The 24547-nt window shown below is 66.1% G+C and carries 16 protein-coding genes; 7 read left to right on the forward strand and 9 right to left on the reverse strand.

The window, feature by feature from the left end:
• Positions 1-30 precede the first annotated feature (30 nt).
• Positions 31-1239: an O-antigen ligase family protein gene (locus AC3A6M_RS01715; protein ID WP_487851025.1), complete on the reverse strand. Its 1209-nt coding sequence runs from the start codon at positions 1237-1239 to the stop codon at positions 31-33.
• Between the two features lie 88 nt (positions 1240-1327).
• Here AC3A6M_RS01715 and AC3A6M_RS01720 point away from each other — a divergent pair, with 88 nt between their 5' ends.
• Entirely contained in the window at positions 1328-2152 is an 825-nt protein-coding gene (locus AC3A6M_RS01720; protein WP_487851026.1) for a glycosyltransferase family 2 protein, read from the forward strand.
• A gap of 80 nt (positions 2153-2232) precedes the next feature.
• On the opposite strand, the gene AC3A6M_RS01725 is transcribed toward AC3A6M_RS01720, so the two are convergent.
• The 3 genes from AC3A6M_RS01725 to AC3A6M_RS01735 all read right to left on the reverse strand — a co-directional run bounded on the left by AC3A6M_RS01725 (position 2233) and on the right by AC3A6M_RS01735 (position 8663).
• Positions 2233-3807: a methyl-accepting chemotaxis protein gene (locus AC3A6M_RS01725; protein WP_487851027.1), complete on the reverse strand. Its 1575-nt coding sequence runs from the start codon at positions 3805-3807 to the stop codon at positions 2233-2235.
• Positions 3808-3968: 161 nt separating this feature from the next.
• A complete protein-coding gene (gene dnaE / locus AC3A6M_RS01730) occupies positions 3969-7463 on the reverse strand; it encodes a DNA polymerase III subunit alpha (RefSeq protein WP_487851028.1) in 3495 nt (1164 codons plus the stop codon).
• Between the two features lie 87 nt (positions 7464-7550).
• Positions 7551-8663 carry an acyltransferase family protein gene (locus AC3A6M_RS01735; protein WP_487851029.1) on the reverse strand — a complete coding sequence of 371 codons (1113 nt, stop codon included), beginning with the start codon at positions 8661-8663 and terminating at the stop codon, positions 7551-7553.
• A 166-nt stretch (positions 8664-8829) separates the two neighbouring features.
• Between AC3A6M_RS01735 and AC3A6M_RS01740 the strand changes: the two genes are divergently transcribed.
• The gene (locus tag AC3A6M_RS01740) at positions 8830-9699 is read left to right on the forward strand and encodes a sulfurtransferase (RefSeq protein ID WP_487851030.1); all 870 of its coding nucleotides are present in this window, start codon (positions 8830-8832) and stop codon (positions 9697-9699) included.
• A gap of 51 nt (positions 9700-9750) precedes the next feature.
• Here AC3A6M_RS01740 and AC3A6M_RS01745 read toward each other — a convergent pair whose 3' ends face one another.
• The 5 genes from AC3A6M_RS01745 to AC3A6M_RS01765 form a co-directional block, all read right to left on the reverse strand.
• Positions 9751-10359 carry a DUF4214 domain-containing protein gene (locus AC3A6M_RS01745; protein WP_487851031.1) on the reverse strand — a complete coding sequence of 203 codons (609 nt, stop codon included), beginning with the start codon at positions 10357-10359 and terminating at the stop codon, positions 9751-9753.
• A gap of 433 nt (positions 10360-10792) precedes the next feature.
• On the reverse strand, positions 10793-11824 hold the full coding sequence (locus AC3A6M_RS01750) for an IS110 family RNA-guided transposase (RefSeq protein WP_487851032.1): 1032 nt from the start codon (positions 11822-11824) through the stop codon (positions 10793-10795).
• Between the two features lie 206 nt (positions 11825-12030).
• On the reverse strand, positions 12031-13377 hold the full coding sequence (locus AC3A6M_RS01755) for a TolC family outer membrane protein (RefSeq protein ID WP_487851033.1): 1347 nt from the start codon (positions 13375-13377) through the stop codon (positions 12031-12033).
• 11 nt (positions 13378-13388) lie between these two features.
• The gene (locus AC3A6M_RS01760) at positions 13389-14741 is read right to left on the reverse strand and encodes an HlyD family type I secretion periplasmic adaptor subunit (protein ID WP_487851034.1); all 1353 of its coding nucleotides are present in this window, start codon (positions 14739-14741) and stop codon (positions 13389-13391) included.
• Positions 14738-16543 (reverse strand): type I secretion system permease/ATPase, encoded by a 1806-nt coding sequence (locus tag AC3A6M_RS01765; protein WP_487851035.1) that lies wholly within the window; start codon positions 16541-16543, stop codon positions 14738-14740. The genes AC3A6M_RS01760 and AC3A6M_RS01765 overlap by 4 nt, the downstream gene beginning before the upstream one ends.
• 248 nt (positions 16544-16791) lie before the next feature.
• Between AC3A6M_RS01765 and AC3A6M_RS01770 the strand changes: the two genes are divergently transcribed.
• The 5 genes from AC3A6M_RS01770 to AC3A6M_RS01790 are packed head-to-tail and all read left to right on the forward strand — an operon-like array spanning position 16792 to position 24544.
• A complete protein-coding gene (locus AC3A6M_RS01770; protein WP_487851036.1) occupies positions 16792-17598 on the forward strand; it encodes an ABC transporter permease in 807 nt (268 codons plus the stop codon).
• Positions 17598-18821 carry an ABC transporter ATP-binding protein gene (locus tag AC3A6M_RS01775; protein ID WP_487851037.1) on the forward strand — a complete coding sequence of 408 codons (1224 nt, stop codon included), beginning with the start codon at positions 17598-17600 and terminating at the stop codon, positions 18819-18821. Before AC3A6M_RS01770 ends, AC3A6M_RS01775 begins: the two co-directional genes overlap by 1 nt.
• Positions 18818-20194 carry an FkbM family methyltransferase gene (locus AC3A6M_RS01780; protein ID WP_487851038.1) on the forward strand — a complete coding sequence of 459 codons (1377 nt, stop codon included), beginning with the start codon at positions 18818-18820 and terminating at the stop codon, positions 20192-20194. The genes AC3A6M_RS01775 and AC3A6M_RS01780 overlap by 4 nt, the downstream gene beginning before the upstream one ends.
• Entirely contained in the window at positions 20195-23101 is a 2907-nt protein-coding gene (locus tag AC3A6M_RS01785; protein WP_487851039.1) for a glycosyltransferase, read from the forward strand. It abuts the gene before it with no gap.
• Entirely contained in the window at positions 23102-24544 is a 1443-nt protein-coding gene (locus tag AC3A6M_RS01790; protein ID WP_487851040.1) for a UbiA family prenyltransferase, read from the forward strand.
• Positions 24545-24547: the final 3 nt, after the last annotated feature.

Consider the following 24547-nt stretch of genomic DNA (forward strand, 5'->3'; position numbering starts at 1 on the left):
ATCGCCCAGAGGCGCTTGATGATGATACGGTTATCCAATTTTCTCTTTCGCATTCAGGCAGAAGCCCATGAGCACGAACACCATGAGCGCGTAAAACAGGCTGCCCTTCATCGACCAGAAGATCACTTCGGTCAGGCCGAAGCTCACATAGCTGGTCACCACCAATACCCCGGCCAGCGCGGCCGCGAACTGCGGCCCCTCCGTCCCCGCGCGCAACTCGCGCGCGAAGAACAGCAGCGGCGCCACCAGGATCGCCGCCCACAGCGCGAAGCCGGCCACGCCACCCGTCGCCAATTCCTGCAGTGCATCATTATGCAGGTGCGGCAGCGTCAATACCACTGGATCGAGCCTGCCGTCGCGCGCAAATTCGGCCAGGCGTTCGCGGCAAGCCACGAAATCCATCCCCAACACGGGGTGCTCGGCGATCAGCATGGATGCGCCCTTCCACAGCTCGAGCCGGGTGCCGACCCGGGTGTTGACGTTGCCGCCCTCGGCCCAGGTGCGCACGTCGCCCACGCCTTCGTCGAAGCGCGCCTGCATTTCCGTGGCCGGGACGAACCAGGCGGCCAGCACCACCACCGCCCCGGTCGCGAGCAGGATGCGCACGAAGCGTCCCCGGAGCCCGCGCGCATGGCGTAGAAACAACAACGCCGCCACGACCAGGGCTACCCAGCCGCCGCGGCTGCCGGTCAGCAGCGACCCCGCCAGGCCGGCGATCGCCCCGAGCGCCGCCAGGCCGGCCTGGCGCGCATCGTCGCGCATATCGATCGCGGCCGTCACCGCCAGCAGGGCCAGCAGCAGCGCCATGTCGCCGAAGGTGATCGCATTGATCAGGCCACCCGGGCGCTCGATCCCCAGCGCGAGCCGCTGCCAGGCCACGAAGGGCAAGGCCGCCAGCGCACCGGCGATCACGCCCCACCACAGCATGCGCCGCTGCGGGCGCGCGACCAGCACCGCGGCCAGCGCGCTGACCGCGAAGAACATGCGTGACGGCTTGTCCACCGTGTTCATATTCGCTCCGCGCACCAGGGCACAGCCCAGCACGAACAGGAAGTGCAGCAGAAAGGCTAGCACGACCCAGCGCACCTGCGGCCAGTGGCGCGCCAGCGCATGCCGGCACGGCTTGAACAGGATCAAAGCGGTGATCAGGAACAAGAAACTGGCGACACTTACACCGGACTTGGTGACGAGGCTTACAAAAGGAAACAGGAAGGCCAGGGAGCCAATCCAGAACTGCACCGGATCCCTCGTATGCGTCAGATTACTGTTCATTGATATTGTTGTGGGATACTCTTGCCCCTGAATACAGCAGTGTACATCGGACCATATGCAGCACGCACAGACAATCTCGGTCGTGATCACCACCTATAACCGGCCGGACGCGCTGGAAGCCGTGGTGAGGGCATGTTTCATGCAAAACGACAAGAATTTTGAAATCATTATCGCTGATGATGGCTCGACTGCCAACACGCGTGACTGTGTGGCAAGGCTGGCCGAGGGTGCGCCGGTACCGGTCCGCCACGTCTGGCAGGCGGACGAAGGTTTCCGCGCGGCGATGGCGCGCAACCGCGGCACCTTGGCCGCGCGCGGCGACTACATCATCTTCCTGGACGGCGACTGCATCCCGCAGCGCGACTTCATCGCCCGCCACCGCGCCCTGTCCGAGCCCGGCTGCCTAGTGTCGGGCAGCCGCATCCTGATGAGCGAGCGCCTGACGCGGCGCGTGCTGGAACAAGGCATCGCGGTGCCCGCCACCGGCCTGGCCACGCGCATGGCCTGGCGCCTGCGCGGCGACCTCAACAAGACGTTACAGCTGGGCCTGCGCTGGCCCGACCTGGGCCGGGTGCGCCGCGGTTTCAGCTGGCGCCGCATCAAGAGCTGCAACCTGGCGGTCTGGCGCAGCGACCTGGAGCGCGTGAACGGCTTCGACGAGAGTTTTACGGGATGGGGTCACGAGGATTCGGATCTCGTGGTGCGGCTGTTCCACGCCGGCGTGAAAAGGAAGGACGGCGCCTTCGCCACCGAGGTGTTCCACCTGTGGCACCGCGAGGCGCAGCGGGACCAGGAATCGAGCAACCGCAGCGTGGTGCTGGAGCGGGCTGCGAACAGGGTCACCCAGGCCACGATCGGCCTGCGCGAGCACGCCGCCTGATTGAATCATTCGGGGTCAGAGCACATTTAAAAAGTGCTCTGACCCCGAATTTACTGACCCCGAATTGACCGGCGCCGAACCTAGCGGACTGCCAGCGCCGTCCCCGATGACGCAACCCGGAACACGCTCACCGTCTGCGCCAGCTTCGCCGCCTGCTCCTGCATCGCTTCCGACGCCGCCGCGGCTTCCTCGACCAGCGAGGCGTTCTGCTGGGTCACCTGGTCCATCTGGGCGATGGCCTGGTTGATGTGCTCAATGCCCGAGCCCTGTTCCTGGGTGGCGCTGCTGATCGCGCCGATCATGTCGCTCACCCGGTTCACGCTGGCGACGATCTCCTGCATCGTGGTGCCGGCATCCAGCACCAGTTTCGCACCGTCCCCGACCTTGTCCACCGAGTCGCCGATCAGTTCCTTGATTTCCTTCGCCGCCTGGGCCGAGCGCTGGGCCAGCGAGCGCACCTCGCCCGCCACCACCGCAAAGCCGCGGCCCTGCTCGCCCGCGCGCGCCGCCTCGACCGCCGCGTTGAGCGCCAGGATATTGGTCTGGAAGGCGATGCCGTCGATCACGCCGATGATGTCGACGATCTTGTTGGACGAGGCCTTGATCGCTTCCATGGTGTCGACCACGCGCGCCACCACTTCGCCGCCGCGCCCGGCCACGCCGGCGGCCGACTGGGCCAATGCGCTGGCCTGGCGCGCGTTCTCGGCGCTCTGCTTGACGGTACTGGTCAACTCTTCCATCGCGGCCGCGGTCTCTTCCAGCGAGCTGGCCTGCTCCTCGGTACGGCTCGACAGGTCCAGGTTGCCGCTCGCGATCTCGCCCGACGCGGTGGCGATCAGGTCGGTACCGCTGCGCACCTGGGTCACGATGCCGGCGAGGGCGTCGCGCATGGCTTTCATCGCCGCCATCAGGCTGGTGTCGTCGCCGGGGCGGACCGCCACCTCGAAGCCGAGGTCGCCGCCGGCGATGTGCTGCGCCGCCTCGACCGCGTCGTGCGGATCGCCGCCCAGCGCGCGTTCGATGTTACGGATCAGCAGCACGACCACGACGCTCAGGGCGGCGCCGATCACGGCCAGCGAGAGCGCCGACTGCAGCAGCATCCGGTAGAAGGCCGCATTCAGGTCGTCGACGTAGAGGCCGGTCATGATGTACCAGCCCCAGGGTTTGTAGGCCAGGGTGTAGGTCAGCTTCGGCACCGGCTGCTGCGAGCCGGGCTTGGCCCACAGGTAGTTCGTGAAACCGCTGCCGTCCTTGCTGGCGGCGGTGGCGGCGATCGCGTCGAGGTAGACCTGGCGCCCTTCCGGATCGCGGGTGGCGCCGATCCTGGTGCCGACCAGTTCGGGCTTGATGGGATGCATCACCACCTGCTCGTTGTCGAACACGTTCAGGTAGCCGGTTTCGCCGTAGCGCAGCGCCTTGATGCGGGCCAGCGCCTGCTGCTTCGCTTCTTCCTCGCCCAGGGTGTGGTTGGCGGCCAGGGCGGCGTATTCCCTGGCGATCGACGCGGCCATCTGGCCGGCGTTGGCGAGCTGGGTCTTGCGCTCTTCCAGGCGGATGTCGCGGTTGTGCAGGGTGTCGATGACGAATACGGCCAGCAGGCAGAGCAGGCTCAGCAGCAGGGGAAGGAAGAGTTTCTGGCGGAAAGAGAGTGTCATGGTCTTTGTCTCGTAAAGTTGCCCTACACCAATATTTACGAACGAACCGTGCTAAAACTCAATGGCAGGAAGTTAAGGAAGCGAAAAAATGTCGTGTTCAAAAACTAAAAACGCTCCCGAAACAACAGTTGCGGGAGCGTTTTGACGGGAACCGGCCGGGATCAGTATTCGACCGCCACCTCTTTGGCGCCCAGCTGCAGCTCGAGCGCATATTTCAATTCGTCCGACGGCGCCACGCGCCAGCCGTCGCCCAGCTGCACCACGCAGGAAATGCCCTGCGGCGCGAGGCGCAGGCTGACCGGCAGGCCGTCCTGCTGGCGGTACGGCTGCAGGATCTCGGCCAGCCTGGCGGGATTGATCGTGCAGGCGACGTCCATCTCCAGCTTGTGGCCGTACTGGATGCGCGCGGCGGCGATGTCGAACACCTTCTCGGCCGTGATGCGCAGGCCGCCGTTGAAGCGGTCTTCCGACACCTTGCCGACCACCAGCAGGAATTCGTCTTCGCGGAAGATGTTCTTGTTCGCTTCCAGCAGTTCGTTGTAGATCGTCACCTCGACCACCGAGGTCTTGTCGTCCAGGGTCACGATCAGGATCTTGCCGCGCTGGGTCAGCTGGGTGCGCACGCCGGTGATCACGCCGCACAGCATGCGCGGATCGCGCGACGGCTCCAGGTCCTTCAGCTTGGTCTTGGCGAAGCGCCGCACTTCGGCCTGGTACGAGTCGAACATGTGGCCCGACAGGTAGTAGCCGAGCGCGGTCTTTTCCTCGGCCAGCTTCTGGCGGTCGGTCCAGGGCGTGGCCTTCACATATTCCGGCGGGGCGACCAGGTCGGAGTCGTCGCCGCCGAACAGGCTGACCTGGTTGGCGGCCGCTGCCGCCTGGCCGGCCGCTTCCATCGCGAAGCCGACGGACGCCAGCAACACCGCGCGGTCGACGCCGAAGCAGTCCATCGCGCCGGCCCGGATCAGGGATTCGATGGTGCGGCGGTTGATCTGCTTGCGGTCCACGCGCAGGCAGAAGTCGAACAGGTCCTTGAACTTGCCGCCCTCCTCGCGCGCGGCGATGATCGCTTCGATCGCGCCCTGGCCGGCGCCCTTCACGCCGCCCAGGCCGTATCGGATGTTCGACACCTGCTTGCCGGTGCTTGATCGCGGCGGGCCTTCCGGAGTGAAGCGGAACTGCGATTCGTTGACGTCCGGCGGCAGGATGGTCAGCTTGCAGACGTCGATCGAATCCTCGACCAGGATCTTGATCTTGTCCGTGTCTTCCATGGCCAGCGACATGTTGGCTGCCATGAACGCGGCGGTGTGGTGGACCTTCAGGTAGGCCGTGTGGTACGACAGCAGCGCGTAGGCGGCGGCGTGCGACTTGTTGAAGCCGTAGCCCGCGAACTTCTCCATCAGGTCGAAGATCTCGTCGGCCTTCTGCTCGGTCAGGCCGCCCTCGGCCGCGCCCTTGCGGAAGATGAGGCGGTGCTCGGCCATCTCTTCCGGCTTCTTCTTGCCCATCGCGCGGCGCAGCATGTCCGCGCCGCCCAGCGAGTAGCCGCCGATGATCTGCGCCATCTGCATCACCTGCTCCTGGTAGACCATGATGCCGTAGGTCTCGGACAGGATGCCCTCGGTGCGCGGGTCCGGGTAGTCGAATTTCTCGCCGTGCTTCCTTTTACAGAAGTCGGGGATCAGGTCCATCGGGCCCGGACGGTACAGCGCCACCAGCGCGATGATGTCCTCGAAGCGGTCGGGACGCGCATCCTTCAGCATGCCTTGCATGCCGCGCGATTCAAGCTGGAACACGGCCACGGTCTTCGCCTCGGTCAGCAGCTTGTACGACGGCCGGTCGGTCAGCGGCACCTTCGACAGGTCGAACTCCGCATCCTGCGGGTCGAGCGCGCGGATATAGTTCACGGCGCGGTCGAGGATGGTCAGCGTGGTCAGGCCCAGGAAGTCGAACTTCACCAGGCCGGCCGCCTCGACGTCGTCCTTGTCGTACTGCGAGACCACGCCGGCGTCGCCGCCCTGGGTGTACAGCGGGCAGAAGTCGGTCAGCTTGCCGGGAGCGATCAGGACGCCGCCGGCGTGCATGCCGATGTTACGGGTGATGCCCTCGACCTGCTGGGCAAGATCCAGTAACTGCTTCACCTCTTCCTCGTTTTCCAGCCTTTCCTTGAGCAGCGGTTCCTCTTCGATCGCTTCCGCAATCGAGACCTGCTTGCCCGGCTTGAACGGGATGAGTTTCGAGATGCCGTCGCAGAAGTTGTAGCCGAAATCGAGCACGCGGCCGACGTCGCGGATCGCGCCCTTCGCCGCCATGGTGCCGAAGGTGGCGATCTGCGACACCGCGTCGCGGCCGTACAGGTCCTTCACGTGCTGGATCACCAGTTCGCGCTTTTCCTGGCAGAAGTCGATGTCGAAGTCGGGCATCGAGACGCGTTCCGGGTTCAGGAAGCGCTCGAACAGCAGGTTGTACTTCAAGGGATCGAGGTCGGTGATCTTCAGCGCATACGCGACCAGCGAGCCGGCGCCGGAACCGCGGCCCGGGCCGATCGGCACGCCGTTGTTCTTGCCCCACTGGATGAACTCCGCCACGATCAGGAAGTAGCCCGGGAACTTCATCTTGATGATGGTGTTGTTCTCGAACTCCAGGCGCTCCTCGTAGCGCGGGCGTTCCTTCTCGCGCACGGCCGGATCGGGGAACAGCTCGACCAGGCGCTCTTCCAGGCCCTTCTTCGTTTCGGCGACCAGGAATTCGTCGATCGTCATGCCCGGCGTCGGGAAGTTCGGCAGCTGCGGCTTGCCAAGCGTGAGGGTCACGTTGCAGCGCTTGGCGATTTCGACGGAATTCGCGAGCGCGCCCGGCAAGTCCTTGAACAGCTCGGCCATCTCGGCCTGGGACTTGAAGCACATGTTCTCGTTGAAGCGGCGCACGCGCTTGGCGTTGGCCAGCATCTCGCCCTCGGCAATGCAGACGCGCGCCTCGTGGGCGATGAACTCTTCTTTCTTGATGAACTGCACCGGATGGGTAGCCACCACCGGCAGCCCGAGGCGGCCCGCCAGCGCCACCGAATGGCGCACCTGCTGCTCCTGGTTGGGCTGGCCGGCGCGCTGGATCTCGACGTAGAAATGGCCCGGGAAGATGCTGGCCCAGCGCGTAGCTACGGCCTCGGCCTTGGCCAGGTCGCCGTTGTCGATGGCCTGGCCGATGTCGCCGAACTGGGCGCCCGACAGGACGATCAGGGCGTTTGCCTGCGGCACGTCCGGCTCCAGGGTCGACCTTGACGTCGCCAGCGCTTCCAGCCACTCGACGCGGATCTCGGCCCGGCCCTTGTACTGGTTGGTGAGCCAGGCCTTGGACAGCAGCTCGCACAGCTGCAGGTAGCCGGTCTTGTTCTTGCAGAGGATCAGCAGGCGGAACGGCTTGTCGCGGTTCTCGTCGTTGGTGATCCAGGCATCGACCCCGACGATGGGCTTGACGCCCTTGCCGCGCGCGGCTTTGTAGAAGCGGACCAGGGCAAACGCGTTGGCCAGGTCGGTCACGGCCAGCGCCGGCTGCTGGTCCTTCACGGCGGCCGCCACCAGGTCGTCGATGCGGACCAGGCCGTCGACGATCGAGTATTCGGAGTGAACGCGCAGGTGGGTAAAAGTCGGGGCAGTCATCCCATCATTTTACCCCGGCCGGACGGCGGGCGGGAGCGTTCAGATTGCTTTTAGGAATGCCGGCGTGGCGGATTTACCAATACCGCGTCAAGGGTGCACCACCCGGGCATGCATGGTCTTTTTTGCACCATAACGGCGGCGCATGCGCAGGAAAGGCTCCTCGATGGCGTGATAGCTCAGGGTCGCCAGTCCCCACGTCACGCCATAGGTCACCGCGATCATGATGGCGGCATCGAGCCAGCCGTTGCCGGTCGGACGCACCAGGCCAAATCGTGTTGCCAGCAAATGCAACATTCCCATATGCAACAAATAGAAGGAAAAACTGATCTTGCCGCCCTCGCACAAGGTGCGCTCGACCAGGTCGGGCATGCGCGGCTTGAAGGAGACCCAGGCCATGATGAAGCCGGCCCAGCCCAGGCTCTCGAGCATGGACCAGAAAATCCAGAAGGTCGACCGGGGGGTGACGCCAAAGGGCGCGACCACGTGCAGCGCGGCGGTGTCGATCACGACCATCCCGGCCGCCAGCGCCAGCAGCCATGGCGCATAGCGCTGCAGCATCGGCCGCTGCTCGGCATAGACCATGGCCGCCAGCATGCCGATCAGGAACTGGTCGAAACGGCCGATGAAGGTGCAGAAATACATCAGCGTGCTGTTGGTGTTGACCGGATAGGCAGCCAGCTTGAAGAAGGCCATCAGCACCAGCAGTTCGACCAGGTAGCGCTTGCCGCGCTCCAGCGCGAAGCGCGCCAGGAACGGGAACACCAGATAGAACATGAATTCCAGGGAAATGGTCCAGGCGGCGCCGGTCACCACGGTGCCCGACGTCGGGGCATGTCCGAGGTTGGTCGCGAACAGGTACAGGATGTCCTGGGGCTGGAAGGTGTCGCGGCCGATCGAGGTCGCCACCAGGAAGATCGTCAGGAACAGCGGAAAGATGCGCAACACGCGGTTACGCAGGAAGTCGCGCACCACGATGCCCTGCTGGCGCTGGGCGATCTGCATGAACAGGAAGCCCGACAGCGTGAAGAACAGCCCGACCCCGGTATGCCCTTCCGTGATCAGCGCCGCCCAGGGACTGGTCAGCGCCGGCCCGCCCAGGCCGCGGTACTCGAGTTCGAAATGGAAGAGGAAGACGATGGTCGCCGCCAGCCAGCGTAACTGGTCGATGCGAGGATTGTACTGCAGGTTCAGCGAATGCATGGTGGCGGCCCAAGCTTGCAGAAAAGTAAATAAGTGAATCGATTGTAGTCCTGTTCTGCAACATTGGTATTTTTCAATCGTGCGCCCCGTCCCGCCAAGCCTGCTTTATGTTCCGCCCTGCTTTATAATAGCCGGCTGTCCCAGTGCATCCCGATCCTTTCCCACCATGTACGTCAATATCGCCGCCTACAAATTCATCACGCTCGACCATCTCGAAGAACTGCGCCCCCAATACCAGGCGCTGTGCAATGAGCTCGGGCTGAAGGGGACCGTGCTGCTGACGCCGGAAGGCATCAACATGTTCGTGTCCGGCACGCGCGAGCACATCGACCAGTACCTGGCCTGGGTGCGCAGCGATGCCCGCCTTGCCGATCTGGAATGGAAGGAAAGCTTTTCGGAAGAGCAGTCGCACCGCCGCATGCTGGTACGCATCAAGAAGGAAATCATCACGATGCGCATGCCGCTGATTAAACCGGAACTCGGCCGCGCGCCGTCGGTCACGCCAAAGACGCTCAAGCGCTGGCTCGACCAGGGCCATGACGACGACGGTGTACCGGTCGTGATGATGGAAACCCGCAACGCCTTCGAGGTGGATGTCGGCACCTTCGACAACACGCTCGACTACCGCATCGAAAAATTCAGCGAGTTCCCGGAAGTGGTCGCCAGACACAAGGATGAACTCGCCGGCAAGACCGTGGTCACCTTCTGCACCGGCGGCATCCGCTGCGAAAAAGCGGCGATCCACATGCAGAATGTCGGCTACGAGCGGGTCTACCAGCTCGACGGCGGCATCCTGAAGTATTTCGAGGAAGTCGGCGGCGACCATTACCACGGCGACTGCTTCGTCTTCGACTACCGCACCGCGCTCAATCCGAAACTGGAACCGACCGAAACCGTGCAGTGCTTCGCCTGCCGCGCGGTGGTGACCCCGCGCCAGCAGCTGGCGCCGGAATATGTGCCGGGCGTCTCCTGCCCGCATTGCGCGCACAAGCAGGCCGCGGCGCCTGCGCAGCCGCAGCCGCACACCCCGGAATGACACACCGCCGGGCGTGCCGGCGGTGATTTTCCCTTCATTGCATTGCGCGCCTCAGACGTGCATCGGGGGCAGCGGGCTGGCGACGCCCACCAGCGCCGGCTCGTTCATGCCGAGGCCCGCCGCGTGCACCATGGAACTGATCGTGTAGTCGATATTGCCCGGGTCGATCGCGGCCGCGCCCGACGCCAGGTCGTGGATGCTGGCGATGTAGTCCTTCGCGATCTTCGCGCCGGCCGGGTTGTTGTAGGCCTGCTGTTCGATCGCCAGGTCCATGTGGTCCGTGAACGACGCGGCCACCGACACCTTGCCGTTGTACGCGACCTTGTCGGTGCCCTGGGCGCCGGCCGCGACCTGGGTCACGACGTTGTCGATCGTGATCTGGTGCTGGTCCAGCAGGTTGGCCCAGTAATCGACACCCGCGGTCTCGGCGGCGCGGCCGAACAGGTGTTCGTACACGGCATTCACGGTGGCGCGGTTGTCCATGCCGGCATAGGTCGACTGGTACTCGGCCGAGGCGGCGAAATTCGAGGAGATCACTTGGTAGCCGTTCGGCGCGTTCGTCAGGACATTCGCCCAGTAAGCCAGGCCGGCGACATCCGCCGGGCGGGTGAAATAAGCAACATAAAGTTTCTGCACTTCGGTTTCGGTCGCGGTCGCCATCATGGCCTCCTCTGCAATTAGTGTGAGAAAAAATATACCCTAACTGCGTATTTGCGGGCGCACCAAACTGAACCGTGCACAACGTAAGTTCTTGAAAGAAAAAAGATTTTTTCAGGAAACCTCGCCGCGCCGCGCATTCGAAGTCTTCTGTGCGGCCACTGACACAACGCATGTAAAATCTATGGTCCCCCTCCTTTTTGCAAGCTGCTTTTCTTTGGCTATGATGTGAGTGGGCTTGCTCAAATCTATCCGGCGTTGGAGACGAGCTCTGCGCCACGATGAGAGTTGCGCCTGGCGGTCCTGAAAAAGCCCTCGGCTTCGATGAGCCGGTTTTACGTTCAGGTTATCCGTCAGGCCGGTGTGCCGTTCACGTCATCCAGAGTCAGCAGTCGCAAAGCCGGTAGGTGGTACTACAGTAAGTCCAAGGAAGTCCTCATGCCGCGGTCGGCATGGGGGCTTCCTTCATTTCAAATGTCGTATGGTGGGCAGCGATGGCCCAGGCAATGCGGGCCAGCTTGTTCGCCAGCGCGCAGGCGACGACGTTCGAGTGCCGGCGAGTCAGCATCGAGCTTACCCAACGCGCCAGTATGCCTGATTGGTGCCCCAGCCGTTGCATGTAAGCGCGTGCCCCCTGCACGAGAAGACGTCGCAGATTCTTGTCGCCGCGCTTGCTAATGCCCAACAGGTTGTTCCTGCCACCCGTACTGTACTGCCGGGGTACCAGGCCCAGCGAGGCAGCGAAATCCCGGCCGCAGCGGTACTGTTTGCCATCGCCCATTTCACTGGCCAATACGCTGGCCGTAATAGGGCCGATACCGGGCACTGTCATCAGGCGCTGGCCCAGGTCGTCGTCAGCTAACTGCCTCGTCAGCTCTTTTTCGATTTCGGCGATCTGCTCATCCAGATACTTGAAGTGAGCATGCAACCGCTGCAGCACCTGCACCAGGCGCGGCGGCAGAGTGTGCTCGGCCAAGATAGCCGGCAGGCGACGGATAACAGCATGCCCGATCGGCAGGCTGATGCCGAATTCGAGCAGGAAGGCGTGGAGCTGGTTGCTCGTCTTGGTCCGATCGTGCACCAGCGACTCGCGCACCCGGTGAAGTGTCGATAGCGTTTGCTGGGCTTCGGTTTTCGGTGTAACAAAGCGCATCGATGGGCGGCTGGCCGCTTCGCAGATCGCTTCGGCGTCGACGAAGTCATTCTTATTGCTCTTGACGAAGGGCCGTACGAATTGCGGCGAGATCAGCTTGACCTGATGGCCGTAGCCGGCCAGTTGACGGGCCATATGGTGGGCGCCGGCGCAGGCTTCCATCACAACGGTACAAGCGTGGAACTTGGCGAAGAACTCGACTAGCTGCTTGCGACCGAACTTCTTGCGCAGTAGTGCCTTGCCATGCTGGTCTTGGCCATGCACATGGAAGCTGTGCTTGCCAAGGTCGATGCCGATGAGCGTGACGTCTTGCATGATGGCCTCCGTCCCAAATGAAAACACCCTAGAAGTTTAGACTTCGTAGGGTGGAGGGGGACCATCTCATTAAGCCCCGCTACGGTCCAGGCAGCGGGGCTTTTTACATGCGCCATGGCTGAGCGCCATGGCGGCGATTGTAACTATCGGTTACAAGCAGGGGCCGCTACCGCCGTGGCGGCGGAATCGGCGCCGTTCCTGCTCGATCAGCGGAAAAAGGCGGCGGCTTCGCGCACGCTGTCGGCATCGAGGGTGCCGGCCGCGGCCCGCAGGCGCATCAGGCCGATGAGGTAGGAATAGCGCGCCTGGGCCAGGTCGCGCTGGCTGGTATACAACTGCTGCTGGGCGTTCAGCAGGTCCAGGTTGATGCGCACCCCACCCTTGATGCTCTGCTCGGTCGCGCGCATGAGCAACTGACCGGAGGCAACGGCTTTCTCCAGCGCCTCGATTTTATGCACGCTCGATAACACGATGCTGTGGGCTTTCCGCAACTCGACCATGACCTTGTTGGTGCGTGCGTCGAGGTCGGACTGGGCCCGGCCGTAGCCGGCCGCGGCCTGGCGGGTGGCCGCGTTGATGGCGCCGCCCTGATACAGGGGCAGGTTGACCTGCACGCCGATCGCGCGGTTGACCGAGCTCTGGTTGTAGGTGTTGATCGATTCCGCATTGCCTTTGCTGTAGGCGGCGATGAGGTCCACGCGCGGGAAGTGGCCGGCGCGCTGCTTGCCGATGTCCAGGCGCGCGTTTTCGACGGCCAGGCGCGCCGCCGCCAGCTCATGGTTGTGCTCGCGTGCGATCTTCTGCCATTCCTCGAAGCTGCCCGGCGCGATGTTCGGGCGGAAGCCCTCTCCGAGCTTGTCGAGCGTGCCCGGATCCATGCCGATGATGCCGGCCAGGGTCTCGCGGGCCGACACGGCATTGTCCTGGGCCTCGGTCAGCTGGGCTTCGGCCAGGTCGAGCCGGGCCTGGGTCTCCAGCATGTCGGTCCTGGTGCCCTCGCCTTTCTCGAACAGGCGCTGGTTCACGTGCATCATTTCCAGGTACATGTCGCGCGACACCTTCGACAGCGCCACCTGGTCGTCGGCGAACAGCGTGTCGAGGTAGGCGCTGACGACGCGCACCGCGACCTCGTCGCCGCTGGCCGCAAACTGGGCCTCGCCCTGGGCCGCGATCACCTTGCCCTGCCGGTAGCGGGCGATGCCGTCCAGGTTCAGGATCGGCTGGCGCAGCTGCACCACGGCCGAGCGGCTGATGTAGCGCGGGTGGTCGACCAGGTTGACCGGGCCGATGCCGGGGTAGTTCTGCAGCGTCTCGGTATCGGCCACGTTGCGGCTGGCCGAGTAGCTCGCCTGCACGCTGGGCAGCAGGTAGGAGCGGCCGATGATGCGGTTTTCCTTGGCCGACTCCTTGTCGTAGAAGCTCATGCGGTAGGTCGGGTCGTTCTTCAGCGCGGCTTCGTACGCCTGCTGCAGGGTCACCGCGCCGGCGTGGGCAGCGGCGAAGCCCGCCGCCAGGACCAGGGCCGCGCGCCCGAGGGCGCCAGGTTTCATCATGCCCGCCACGCTCACTCCTCCGACAGCGAAGACCTGGCGCGGTCCATCACCGGCTTGAGCAGGTAGTTCATCATCGTGCGCTCGCCGGTCTTGACGAACAGCTCCACCGGCATGCCGGGACGGATCGCCAGCTTGTGCTCAGCCACCATCTTCGCGCCCTTCGGGGTCACTTTCACGCGCACCTTGTAATACGGCATGCCGGTGCGCTCGTCGACGGTACGGTCGGCCGCCACCTGCTCGACCTCGCCTTCGATGTGCGGGGTACGGTTGGCGTTGAATGCCGAGAAGATCAGGTCGGTCTTCAGGCCCGGGTGCACGCGGTCGACCAGGTTGACCGGCAACTGGCCCTCGACCACCAGCGGGTCGTTGCTCGGCACGATGTCCATCATCTTGAAGCCGGGCGGCACCACGCCGCCGGGCGTGAACACGGCGAGGTTGACCACGATGCCGTCGGCCGGCGACTTCACCTCGACGTTGGACAGCTCGAACTTCTGGGCCTGCAGGCGTGCCTGCTGGGATTCCGCTTCCTTCTGCACGTCGGTGAGCTGGGTCCGCACTTCCTTCTGGTAGTCCTGCATGCGCTGGGCGCGGCGCAGGGTCAGTTCGGCCACCTGGCGCTGCGAGCGGCCGATGTTGCCGATGTCTTCGGACAGTGCGCCGCTCAGCTGGGCGTAGGTGCGCTCCAGTTCCAGCAGGCGGTTGCGCGCCACATAGCCTTCCTTGGCCAGGTCGCGCATGCTGTCGAGCTGTTCCTTCAGCAGCTTCATCTGTTCTTTCTTGCTGTCGCGCGATTCCTGCAGGCCCTGGATCTGGATCTTCAGGCCGGCGATGCTCTCGTCCACGGCCTGCAATTCGTTGCGCAGCGATCCCTGGCGCGAGCCCAGCAGCTGGTTCTGCAGGCTCATCATCTCGGCCACGCGCGGTTCGCCGCGGCGCTTCTCGAGCTCGGCGGGGAAGCGGATCGTCTTCAGGCCGTCACGCTCGGCGGCCAGGCGCGCCTCGACGGCCAGCGCGGCCAGGTACTGGCTGTCGGTCATCTCGACCGCGGACTGGGCCACGATCGGGTTCATGCGCACCAGCACCTGCCCGGCCTTCACGAGGTCGCCATCCCGCACCAGGATCTGCTGGATCGTGCCGCCGCTCTGGTGCTGCACGGCCTGGCGGTTCGATTCCTTGGCCACGGTGCCGTTCATCGGCACGCCCTTGTCGAGCGGCGCCAGCAGCGCCCACAGCAGGAAGCCGCCGACGCCCGCCAGCACGATCAGCCAGCCGATGCGCGCAAACGCGCGCGCGTCGGTGTTCACTTCGAGCGGCGTGACGTCGTGCGAGACGACTTCCTGAGGCTTGTTCGCAATCAACTTCACTTGTTTTCTCCGGTAGTGGCGCCGGCCGTGGCCTGCGCGCGCTGTGCCGCCTGTGCTTGCGCCTGTGCTTGCGCCTGGGCCTGCGCCTGGGCCGCCGCCTGGGCGTCCATCGCTTTCTTGGCCGCGTCCTGCACCGCCGCCAGCACCTGGTTGGTCGGGCCGAACATATGGACCGCGCCGTCGCGCATCAGCAGCAGCTTGGTGGTGACCTGCACGGCGTTCGGGCGGTGCGTGATCATGACGATGGTCTTGCCGCGCCGCCGCAGCTCGAGCACGGCGTTCAGCAGGGCCTGTTCGCCAGCCTCGTCGAGGTTCGAGTTCGGTTCGTCCAGCACCAGCAGGGCCGGATCGCCGTACATCGCGCGCGCCAGGCCGATCCGCTGTTTCTGGCCGCCGGACAGGCCGGCGCCGCCGTCGCCCAGCGCGGTGTCGTAACCTTGCGGGAACTGCAGGATCATTTCATGCACGCCGGCGCGCTTGGCGGCCAGCACGACTTTCTCGGCATCGACCTCGCCGAAGCGCGCGATGTTCTCGCTGATGGTGCCGGCGAACAGTTCGATGTCCTGGGGCAGGTAGCCCACGTGCGGGCCCAGCTCGGCCTTGTTCCATTGATAGATGTCGGCGCCGTCCAGGCGCACCTTGCCGATCATCGACGGCCACACGCCGACCAGCAGGCGCGCCAGGGTCGACTTGCCGGAACCGCTCGGGCCCAGCACGCCCAGCACGTCGCCCGGGGCGATCGCGAACGAGACGCTCTTGATGACCGGGGTCTTCACGCCCGGCGGCGAGGCGGTGACGTTATCCAGGCTCAGCGCGCCCTGGGGCGCCGGCAGGGCCATGCCGGCTTCGCGCGCCGGATTCACTTCCAGCAGGGCCGTCAGGCGCTCGTAGGAGCTGCGCGCGCCGCTGACGCTCTTCCAGACCGCAATCACCTGCTGCACCGGCTGCAGGGTGCGGCCCAGCAGGATGGACGCGGCGATCATCATGCCCGGCGTGATCTTGTTGTCCAGTACCAGCAGCGCGCCCAGGCCCAGCACCAGCGACTGCATCGACACCTGCACGAACTTGGTCACGGCGGTGATCAGGCCGGCCTTCTGGCTGGCGCTGGCCTGCAGGCTGAGGAAGCGGCCGTGCAGCTTGAACCAGCGGCCAATCAGGTTCGGCAGCATGCCCATCGATTCGATCACTTCGGCGTTGCGCAGGTTGTTGGTGGCCAGGGTATTGGCCTGGATCGCCATCGAGTTCGCTTCCGCCAGTGGCTCCTTGGTGACGCGCTCGTTGACCACCGCCAGCACGATCAGGACCACGGTGCCGGCCACGGCGAACAGGCCGAGCACGGGTTCGAACACGAAGATCACGATCAGGTAGATCGGGAACCAGGGCGCGTCGAAGAAGGCGAACAGGGCGCTGCCGGTGAGGAACTGGCGGATATTCGTCAGGTCGGCCAGCGCCTGGCCCGCGTTGCCGCCGGCCTGCTTCAGGTTCTGCTCGAACGCCGCGGTGTAGACGCGCTTGTTGAGCTTCATGTCGAACTGGGCGCCGACCCGCACCAGCACATAGGAACGGATCAGTTCGAGCGCCCCCATGAACAGGTAGGCGCCGAGGATCAGGACGGTCAGCATCAGCAGCGTGATCTCGTTGCGGCTGCCCAGCACGCGGTCGTACACCTGCAGCATGTACAGCGAGGGCGCGAGCATCAGCAGGTTGACAATGGCGCTGAAGGTTCCGACGGTGATGAAGGTGCTCTTGAACGACCGGATGACCGATTCGATCTCGCTCCTCTTTGCTAGCAGCTTTTTCATAGTTGTTTGCGTGCTGCGGAATTCCGCATCGAAATACGCCATGGTTCCAGGAAATTAGTCCGCGCCAATTATCCACTAATCCCTACAAGAATGCGCGCGCATTTCTACTAGGTGTGGTGAAGATTGGTTACAACTATGTTAAACGTGCGGCAATACCGTAGAGTATAATTTTGGCCTCACATAGTTTGGCCACTTATGACGAAATACCTGACGCACCCTTCCGAGGCGCGGCCAGACGGGGCCGCGCGATGACTCCGCCGCTGATGCTGCGCGGCCTGTGGGCCTATCGCGGTTTCGTGCTGGGCAGCGTCAAGCGCGAGTTCCAGGCGAAATACAGCAACGCGATGCTGGGCGCGCTGTGGTCGCTGCTGTCGCCGCTCGCCATGATCGTCGTCTATACGGTCATCTTCGCCGAAGTCATGCACAACAAGCTGCCCGGCGCCGGCGCCAACGTCCACTTCGCCTACAGCATCTACCTGTGCGCCGGCGCCCTGACCTGGGGCCTGTTCGCCGAGATCGTGGCGCGCGCCCAGACCATGTTCATCGACCAGGCCAACCTGCTCAAGAAGGTCAGTTTCCCGCGCATCTGCCTGCCGGTGATCGCCACGCTCAACGCCCTGGTCAACTTCGGCATCATCTTCGGCCTGTTCACCGTGTTCCTGCTGGCCTCGCACACCTTCCCCGGCCCGGTATTCTTCACGATCTTCCCGGTGCTGCTGGTGCAGCTGCTGCTGGCGCTCGGCATCGGCATGATCGCCGGGGTGCTGAACGTGTTCTTCCGCGACGTCGGCCAGTTCGTGACGATCGCGATGCAGTTCTGGTTCTGGTTCACGCCGATCGTCTACCCGGCCGCCATCCTGCCGCCCGAAGTGCGCTCGCTGCTGGGCTGGAACCCGATGGCGCGCGTGATCCAGGCCTACCAGCAGGTGCTGGTGAAAGGGACTGCGCCCGACTGGTCCGACCTGCTGCCGGTGCTGGTGCTGGCGCTGCTGCTGTGCGCATTCGGGCTGCGCCTGTTCCGCCGCCGCGCCGGCGAAATGGTGGATGAACTCTGATGGGCGCGATCGTCGTTTCCAACCTGGGCAAGGCCTACAAGCAGTACCCGACCCGCTGGTCGCGGCTGGCGGAATGGGTGCTGCCCGGCGCGCGCCCGCGCCATGCGCTCAAGTGGGTGCTGCGCGACATCAGCTTTTCCATCGCCGCGGGCGAGGCCGTGGGCCTGATCGGCATTAACGGCGCCGGCAAGAGCACCCTGCTCAAGCTCATCACCGGCACCACCCAGCCGACCACCGGCGGCGTACACATGGAAGGCCGCGTCGCCGCCCTGCTCGAACTGGGCATGGGCTTCCATCCGGACTTTACCGGGCGCCAGAACGTCTACATGGCCGGCCAGCTGCTGGGCCTGACGGTCGACGAGATCGGCCAGCTGATGCCGGAAATCGAGGCCTTCGCCGAGATCGGCGACTACATGGACCAGCCGGTGCGCGTGTATTCCAGCGGCATGCAGATGCGGGTGGCGTTTTCGGTCGCCACCGCGCGCCGCCCCGACATCCTGATCGTCGACGAAGCCCTGTCGGTCGGCGACGCCTATTTCCAGCACAAGAGCTTCGACCGCATCCGCCGCTTCCGCCAGCAGGGCACCACCCTGCTGCTGGTCTCGCACGACAAGCAGGCCATCCAGTCGGTGTGCGACCGCGCCCTGCTGCTCGACGGCGGCCGGCTGGCGAAGGAAGGCCCGCCGGAAGAAATCATGGATTACTACAACGCCATGATCGCCGAGCGCGAAAACCGGACCGTGCGCCTGCACGAGACCCAGGACGGCAAGGTGCAGACCGTCTCCGGCACCGGCGAGGCGACCGTGACCGACATCGCCCTGCTCGACGAGCACGGCGAACGGGTCGAGATCGTCGACGTCGGCGCCCCGGTCACCCTGCAGGTCAGGGTGCGGACCCGGGCCGCGATCCCGCGCATGGTGCTCGGCTACATGATCAAGGACCGCCTCGGCCAGACCATGTACGGCACCAATACCCACCTGAAGGAACTGCCGCTCGAGAGCGTGACGGCGGACGAAGAGGTGGTGTACCGCTTCGCCTTCCCGATGAACCTGGGGCCGGGCACCTATTCGGTGGCGACCGCGATCGTCAGCACCGACACCCACCTGGTCAACAATTACGAATGGCGCGACCTGGCGCTGGTGTTCACCGTGATGAACATGCGCCGCCCGCACTTCGAGGGTTCGGCCTGGCTCGATCCCGTCATCGATATCCAACGCCCATGACATTCATTTCCTACGCCCAGAACTCCGAGGACGTGCTGCTGTGGCGCGCGCTCGGCCACATCCAGGACGGCTTCTACATCGACGTCGGCGCCAGCGATCCGGTCGAACACTCCGTCACCAAGGCCTTCTACGACGCCGGCTGGCATGGCATCAACATCGAGCCGCTGCCGGCCCATGCCGCCGCCTTCGCCGGGGAGCGTCCGCGCGACGTCAACCTGGCCATCGCCGCCGGCAGCCGCCAGGGCGAGCTGACCCTGTACGACGTCCCGGCCGTGCGCGGCTGGGCCTCGCCGAAGGAATCGGTGGCCGAGGCCCACCGCGCGGAAGGACACGAGGTCGCCGAACTCAAGGTGCCGGTGCGCACCCTCGCCTCGGTGTGCGAGGAACACGCGCACGGCGAGATCCACTTCCTGAAGATCGACGTCGAAGGCTTCGAGGGCGAGGTCCTGCAGGGCATGGATTTCGGACGCTGGCGTCCGTGGGTGCTGGTGATCGAGGCCACGCTGCCGGGCCGCCGCGAGACCAGCCACGACACCTGGGAACACCTGGTCACGGGCCAGCGCTACCGCTTCGCGTGGTTCGATGGCCTGAACCGCTACTACGTGGCGGAAGAACATGCGGAACTGCTGGATGCCTTCGGGGTCCAGCCGAACGTGTTCGACGCCTTCATTTCCTGGCACCTCGACCGGGCCTGGAAGAATGTCGAGCGCCTGGACGGCGCGCTGCGCGACACCACGCTCCACCTGGAAGAGCAGGTCCGCCTGGCCGCCGAGGAAGCGGAACGCGCCGGGCGCGAAGCGGCCCGCGCCGACAGCGAAGCCGCCCGCGCCGACAGCGAAACCGCGCGCGCCGGCCGGGAAACGGCCCGCGCCGCGCAACTGGCCGGCGACCTGCGCGCCGCCACCGCCGAAGTCGAGGCGCTGCATGCCAGCCTGGCCGAGCTCGAAGAGCGGCGCCGCAAGCTGTCCGATTGGGCCGGCGGCCTGGAACGGCGCGTGCTCGCGTCCGAAGCCTGGGCCCAGGACCTCGAGCAGCGCCTGATCGCCACCCACCGCAGCACCTCGTGGAAGCTCACGCGCCCGGTGCGCATGGTCGGCTCCGTGGTGCACGCCCTGCGCCGCCCGCAGCTGGCGCGCCGCATCGTCACCCGCCTGACCGCCAACGAGCGCCTGCGCCGGCTGCTGATCCCGGCGCTGCTGCGCCATCCGAAGCTGAACCAGCGCGTCAGCGCCTCGATCGCCGCGATCAAGCTCGACCCGCCGCAGCAGGCGCCGGCCGGGGTCGAGGTGCCGGAACACCTCAGGGGCCTGCCGGCCTCGGTCCGCACGGTGCTGGCCGACCTGCAGCGCGCCCGCAGCAAGCAAGGCCACTGAATGCGTATCGTCATCGATTTCCTGGACGGCGGCGAAGCCGTCCCCGCCTCCACCCTCTCGCTGGTCAGGGAACTGGCCGCCGACCTCGCGCGCGACGCGCGCGGCGCCAGCCTGTGGATCGCCGTGCCGGCAGGCAGCCCGGACAAGGTCGAGACCTTGCGCCTGGCGCTGGCCGGCGTGATCGCCAGGGACCGCGTGCGCGCCTTCGCGCTGCACGACGACCCGGTGCTCGGCGCCGCCCTGCGCCGCCAGGCGCTGGCCAGCCTGGAACCGGGCGTGGTGCTGGCCGCGCCGGGCGCGCACACCGAAGGCGAACTGCCGACCGTGGCGCTGGAACCCGGCATCGACGTGGCCCAGCTGCGCCTGCGGCTGGAAGCGACGGCCGGCGAACGCCGTCCCGCGGCGTCGCTGGAACGGCCGCGCCTGGCCTACGTCTCGCCGCTGCCGCCGCAAAAGTCCGGCATCGCCGACTACAGCGCCGAACTGGCGCCCGAACTGGCGCGCTACTACGAGGTCGAACTGATCGTCGACCAGGAACAGGTGCTCGATGCGCGCCTCGACGGCCTGCCCCGGCGCGGCGCCGACTGGCTGCGCGCCCACGCCGACACCTACGACCGCGTGCTCTACCACTTCGGCAACTCGCCGGTGCACAAGCACATGTTCGACCTGGTGCGCGAGGTGCCGGGCGTGGTGCTGCTGCACGACTTCTATTTCGGCAACGTGGTCGACTGGCTCGAACACCAGCACTACCTGCCGCAGGCCTTCGTCAAGGGCCTGTACGAATCGCACGGCTATTCCGGCCTGCTGCGCCTGCAGCGCGACGGCCGCCAGGCGACGGTCTGGAAGTATCCGGTCAACCGCGCGGTGCTCGACCATGCCGCCGGCGTGATCGTGCATTCGGATTACCCGAAACAGCTGGCCGAGCAGTGGTACGGTCCCGGCGCGGCCGACGGCTGGCGCACCATTCCGCTGTTGCGTGGCAAGCCGCACGGCGCCCCGGCGACCCGCGCGGAAGCGCGCGCGGCGGCGCGTAGCCGCCTCGGGATCGCCGCCGGCGACTACCTCGTCTGCACCTTCGGCATGCTCGGCCCGACCAAGCTGAACGAGGAGCTGCTGGACGCCTTCCTCGCTTCGACGCTGGGCGGCAGGCAGGAGTGCCGCCTGGTATTCGTCGGCGCCAACGATCCGGGCGCCTATGGCATCAACCTGGACCAGAAACTGCGCGCCAGCGCCGCCGCGCGCCGCATCGACATCACCGGCTTCGTCGACGCCGCCGGCTATGCCGACTGGCTGGCCGCCTGCGATTGTGCGGTGCAGCTGCGCGGCGCCTCGCGCGGCGAGACCTCGGCCGCGATGCTCGACTGCCTGCTGCACGGCGTGCCGACCATCGTCAACGCGCACGGCTCGACCGCCTCGATGGCCGAAGACCTGCTGGTGATGCTGCCCGAGCGGGTCGAGACCGCGGCCCTGGCCGGCGCCCTCGAGCGCCTGCACGGCGACGACGCCCTGCGCGCGCGCCTGTCGCAGCGCGCCGCCGCCTACATGGAAGCCGAGCACTCGCCGTCCCACGCCGGCCGCCTGTGCTACGAGGCGATCGAGCATTTCGCCCAGCACGGCGCGCATGCCGCCTACCGGAAGGCGGTGGCCGCCTGCGCGCCGCACGCCGACGACGCCGCGCTGCCGGCGCTGGCCGCCGCGATCGCCTTCAACCGGCTGCCGACCGCCCCGCGCCAGCTGCTGGTCGACGTCTCGGCCCTGATCCAGAAAGACCTGAAGACCGGCATCCAGCGCGTGGTGCGCAGCGTCCTGCTGTCGATGATCGCCGATCCGCCGCCGGGCTACCGCATCGAACCGGTGTTCACGGTCGGTAACGGCCAGCCCTACCACTACGCGCGCCGCTACGCCCTGGAACTGGTCGGCGCCGCCGGCCTGGCGCTGGAAGACGCGCCGGTCGACCTGCGCCCGGGCGATATCTTCTTCGGCCTCGACCTGTTCCTCAGCGGCACCGCGCAGAACGTCCACCTGCTGCAGGACATGCGCACCCGCGGCGTCGAGGTATATTTCTGCATCTACGACATCCTGCCGATGCTGCGCCCGGACGTGTTCCCGTTCGGGACCGAGGTCCATTTCGGCGCCTTCCTGCGCGCCGTGCACCAGGTGGCCGACGGCGTGATCTGCATCTCGCGCGCCGTCGCCGACGAGCTGGCCGGCTGGATCGAACGCGAGCAGCTGCAGCGCCGCGCGCCGCTGCAGCTCGGCTGGTTCCACCTCGGCGCCGACATCGACGCCAGCGTGCCCAGCACCGGCCTGCCGCCGGACGCCGAGCGCGTGCTAGCCGCGCTGGCGCAGCGCCCCAGCTTCCTGATGGTCGGCACGGTCGAGCCGCGCAAGGGCCACGCCCAGGCGCTGGCCGCCTTCGACCTGCTGTGGGAACGCGGCATCGACGCCAACCTCGTCATCGTCGGCAAGGAAGGCTGGATGGTCGAGCAGGTCGCCGCGCGCCTGCGCGAGCACCCGGAGCGCAACCAGCGCCTGTTCTGGCTGGCCGGCATCTCGGACGAGATGCTGCTCAAGCTGTACGCCGGCTCGTCGGCCCTGCTGGCGCCGTCGGAAGGCGAAGGCTTCGGCCTGCCGCTGATCGAGGCGGCCCAGCACGACATCCCGATCGTCGCGCGCGACATCCCGGTATTCCGCGAGGTCGCCGGGCCGCACGCGCACTACTTCGACGGCCTGGCGCCAGGCGACCTGGCCGATGCCGTCGCCGAATGGATCACGCTGTGGCGCGCCGGCCGCGCGCCGCTGTCGACCGACATGCCATGGCTGACCTGGGACGCCAGCGCACGCCAGGTGCTCGACACCATCGTCGGCCACAAATGGTACCGGGTCCTGCCCGGCACGGAGGGCTAAATGCTGGCAACCGACCGCACCACCGGCACGCCGACGCGCGATGTGCCCCTGATCGTCGACCTGGACGGCACGCTGATCTTCTCCGACCTGCTGTGGGAGACGATCGTGCTGTTCCTCAAGCGCCACCTGCTGCGCGCCTGGCTGTTGCCGCTATGGCTGTTGCGCGGCAAGGCCGGCTTCAAGCACAGCGTGTCGGACGGCGTGGTCCTCGACCCGGCCGTCCTGCCCTACGACCAGGCCTTGCTGGACACCATCCGCAAGGAGAAGGCGAGCGGGCGCGAGGTCGTGCTGGCCACCGGCGCCGAAAGCCGCCTGGCGCGCCTGGTGGCCGGACACGTGGGCCTGTTCGACCGCGTCATGTCCAGCGATCCGGGCCTGAACCTCACCTCGCACAACAAGGCGCGCGAACTGGCCGCGCTGTACGGCGAAGGCGGCTACGACTACGTCGGCAATTCGCGCGCCGACCTGCCCGTGTGGCTGGGCAGCCGGAATGCCTATTCGGTGTCCGGCAAGCCGTTCCGCCTGGCCGACGGGCGCAGCACGATCGCGCTCGGCACGCGCCGCGGCGGCATCGGGCCGGCCTTCCTGAAGGCGCTGCGCCCGCGCCAGTGGCTGAAGAACCTGCTGGTATTCCTGCCGATGCTGGCCGGGCACGCGCTCGGCGCCGAGCCGCTGCTGGCCTCGCTGTTCGCCTTCCTGGTGTTCTCGATGTGCGCCTCCAGCGCCTACCTGCTGAACGATGCGCTGGACGCCCAGGACGACCGCCTGCACCCGACCAAGCGCAAGCGCCCGATCGCCAACGGCAGCCTGCCGCTCGGCCTCGCCATGGTGGCCAGTCCCCTGCTCGGCGGCGCCGCCCTGCTGATGTGCGCCGTCCACGACCGCCTGCTGCTGCTGGCGGTGGGCGTGTATTTCGTCACCACGGTCTGCTATTCGGTCTACCTGAAGCGCCTGATGATGGTCGACATCGTCGTGCTGGCCCTGCTGTACACGCTGCGCGTGCTGGGCGGCAGCGCCGCCACCGGCATCGAGCCCTCGTTCTGGATGCTGGCCTTCTCGTTCTTCCTGTTCCTCAGCCTGGCGCTGCTCAAGCGCCACAGCGAGCTGGCCAACCTGGCGCGCGCCGGCAAGGAAAAGACGAACGGGCGCGGCTACACCACCGCCGACCACCTGCCGATCGGCATCATGGGAGCGAACTCCGCCTTCGTGGCGATCATGGTGTTCATGCTCTACTTTAATTCGGAAAACGTGCTGATGCTGTACAACCGTCCGCACTGGCTGTACGGCACCATCCCGCTGCTGGCTTTCTGGCTCGGCCGCCTGTGGATCCTCTCCTTCCGCGGCGAGGTCAACGAGGACCCGGTGCTGTACGTCAGCAAGGACAGGACCAGCCTGCTGGTAATGGCGCTGTGCGCCGTGCTGGTCGTGATCGCCACTTATTGACCT

Source organism: Telluria sp. Soil_C_11 (genome assembly GCF_057657395.1).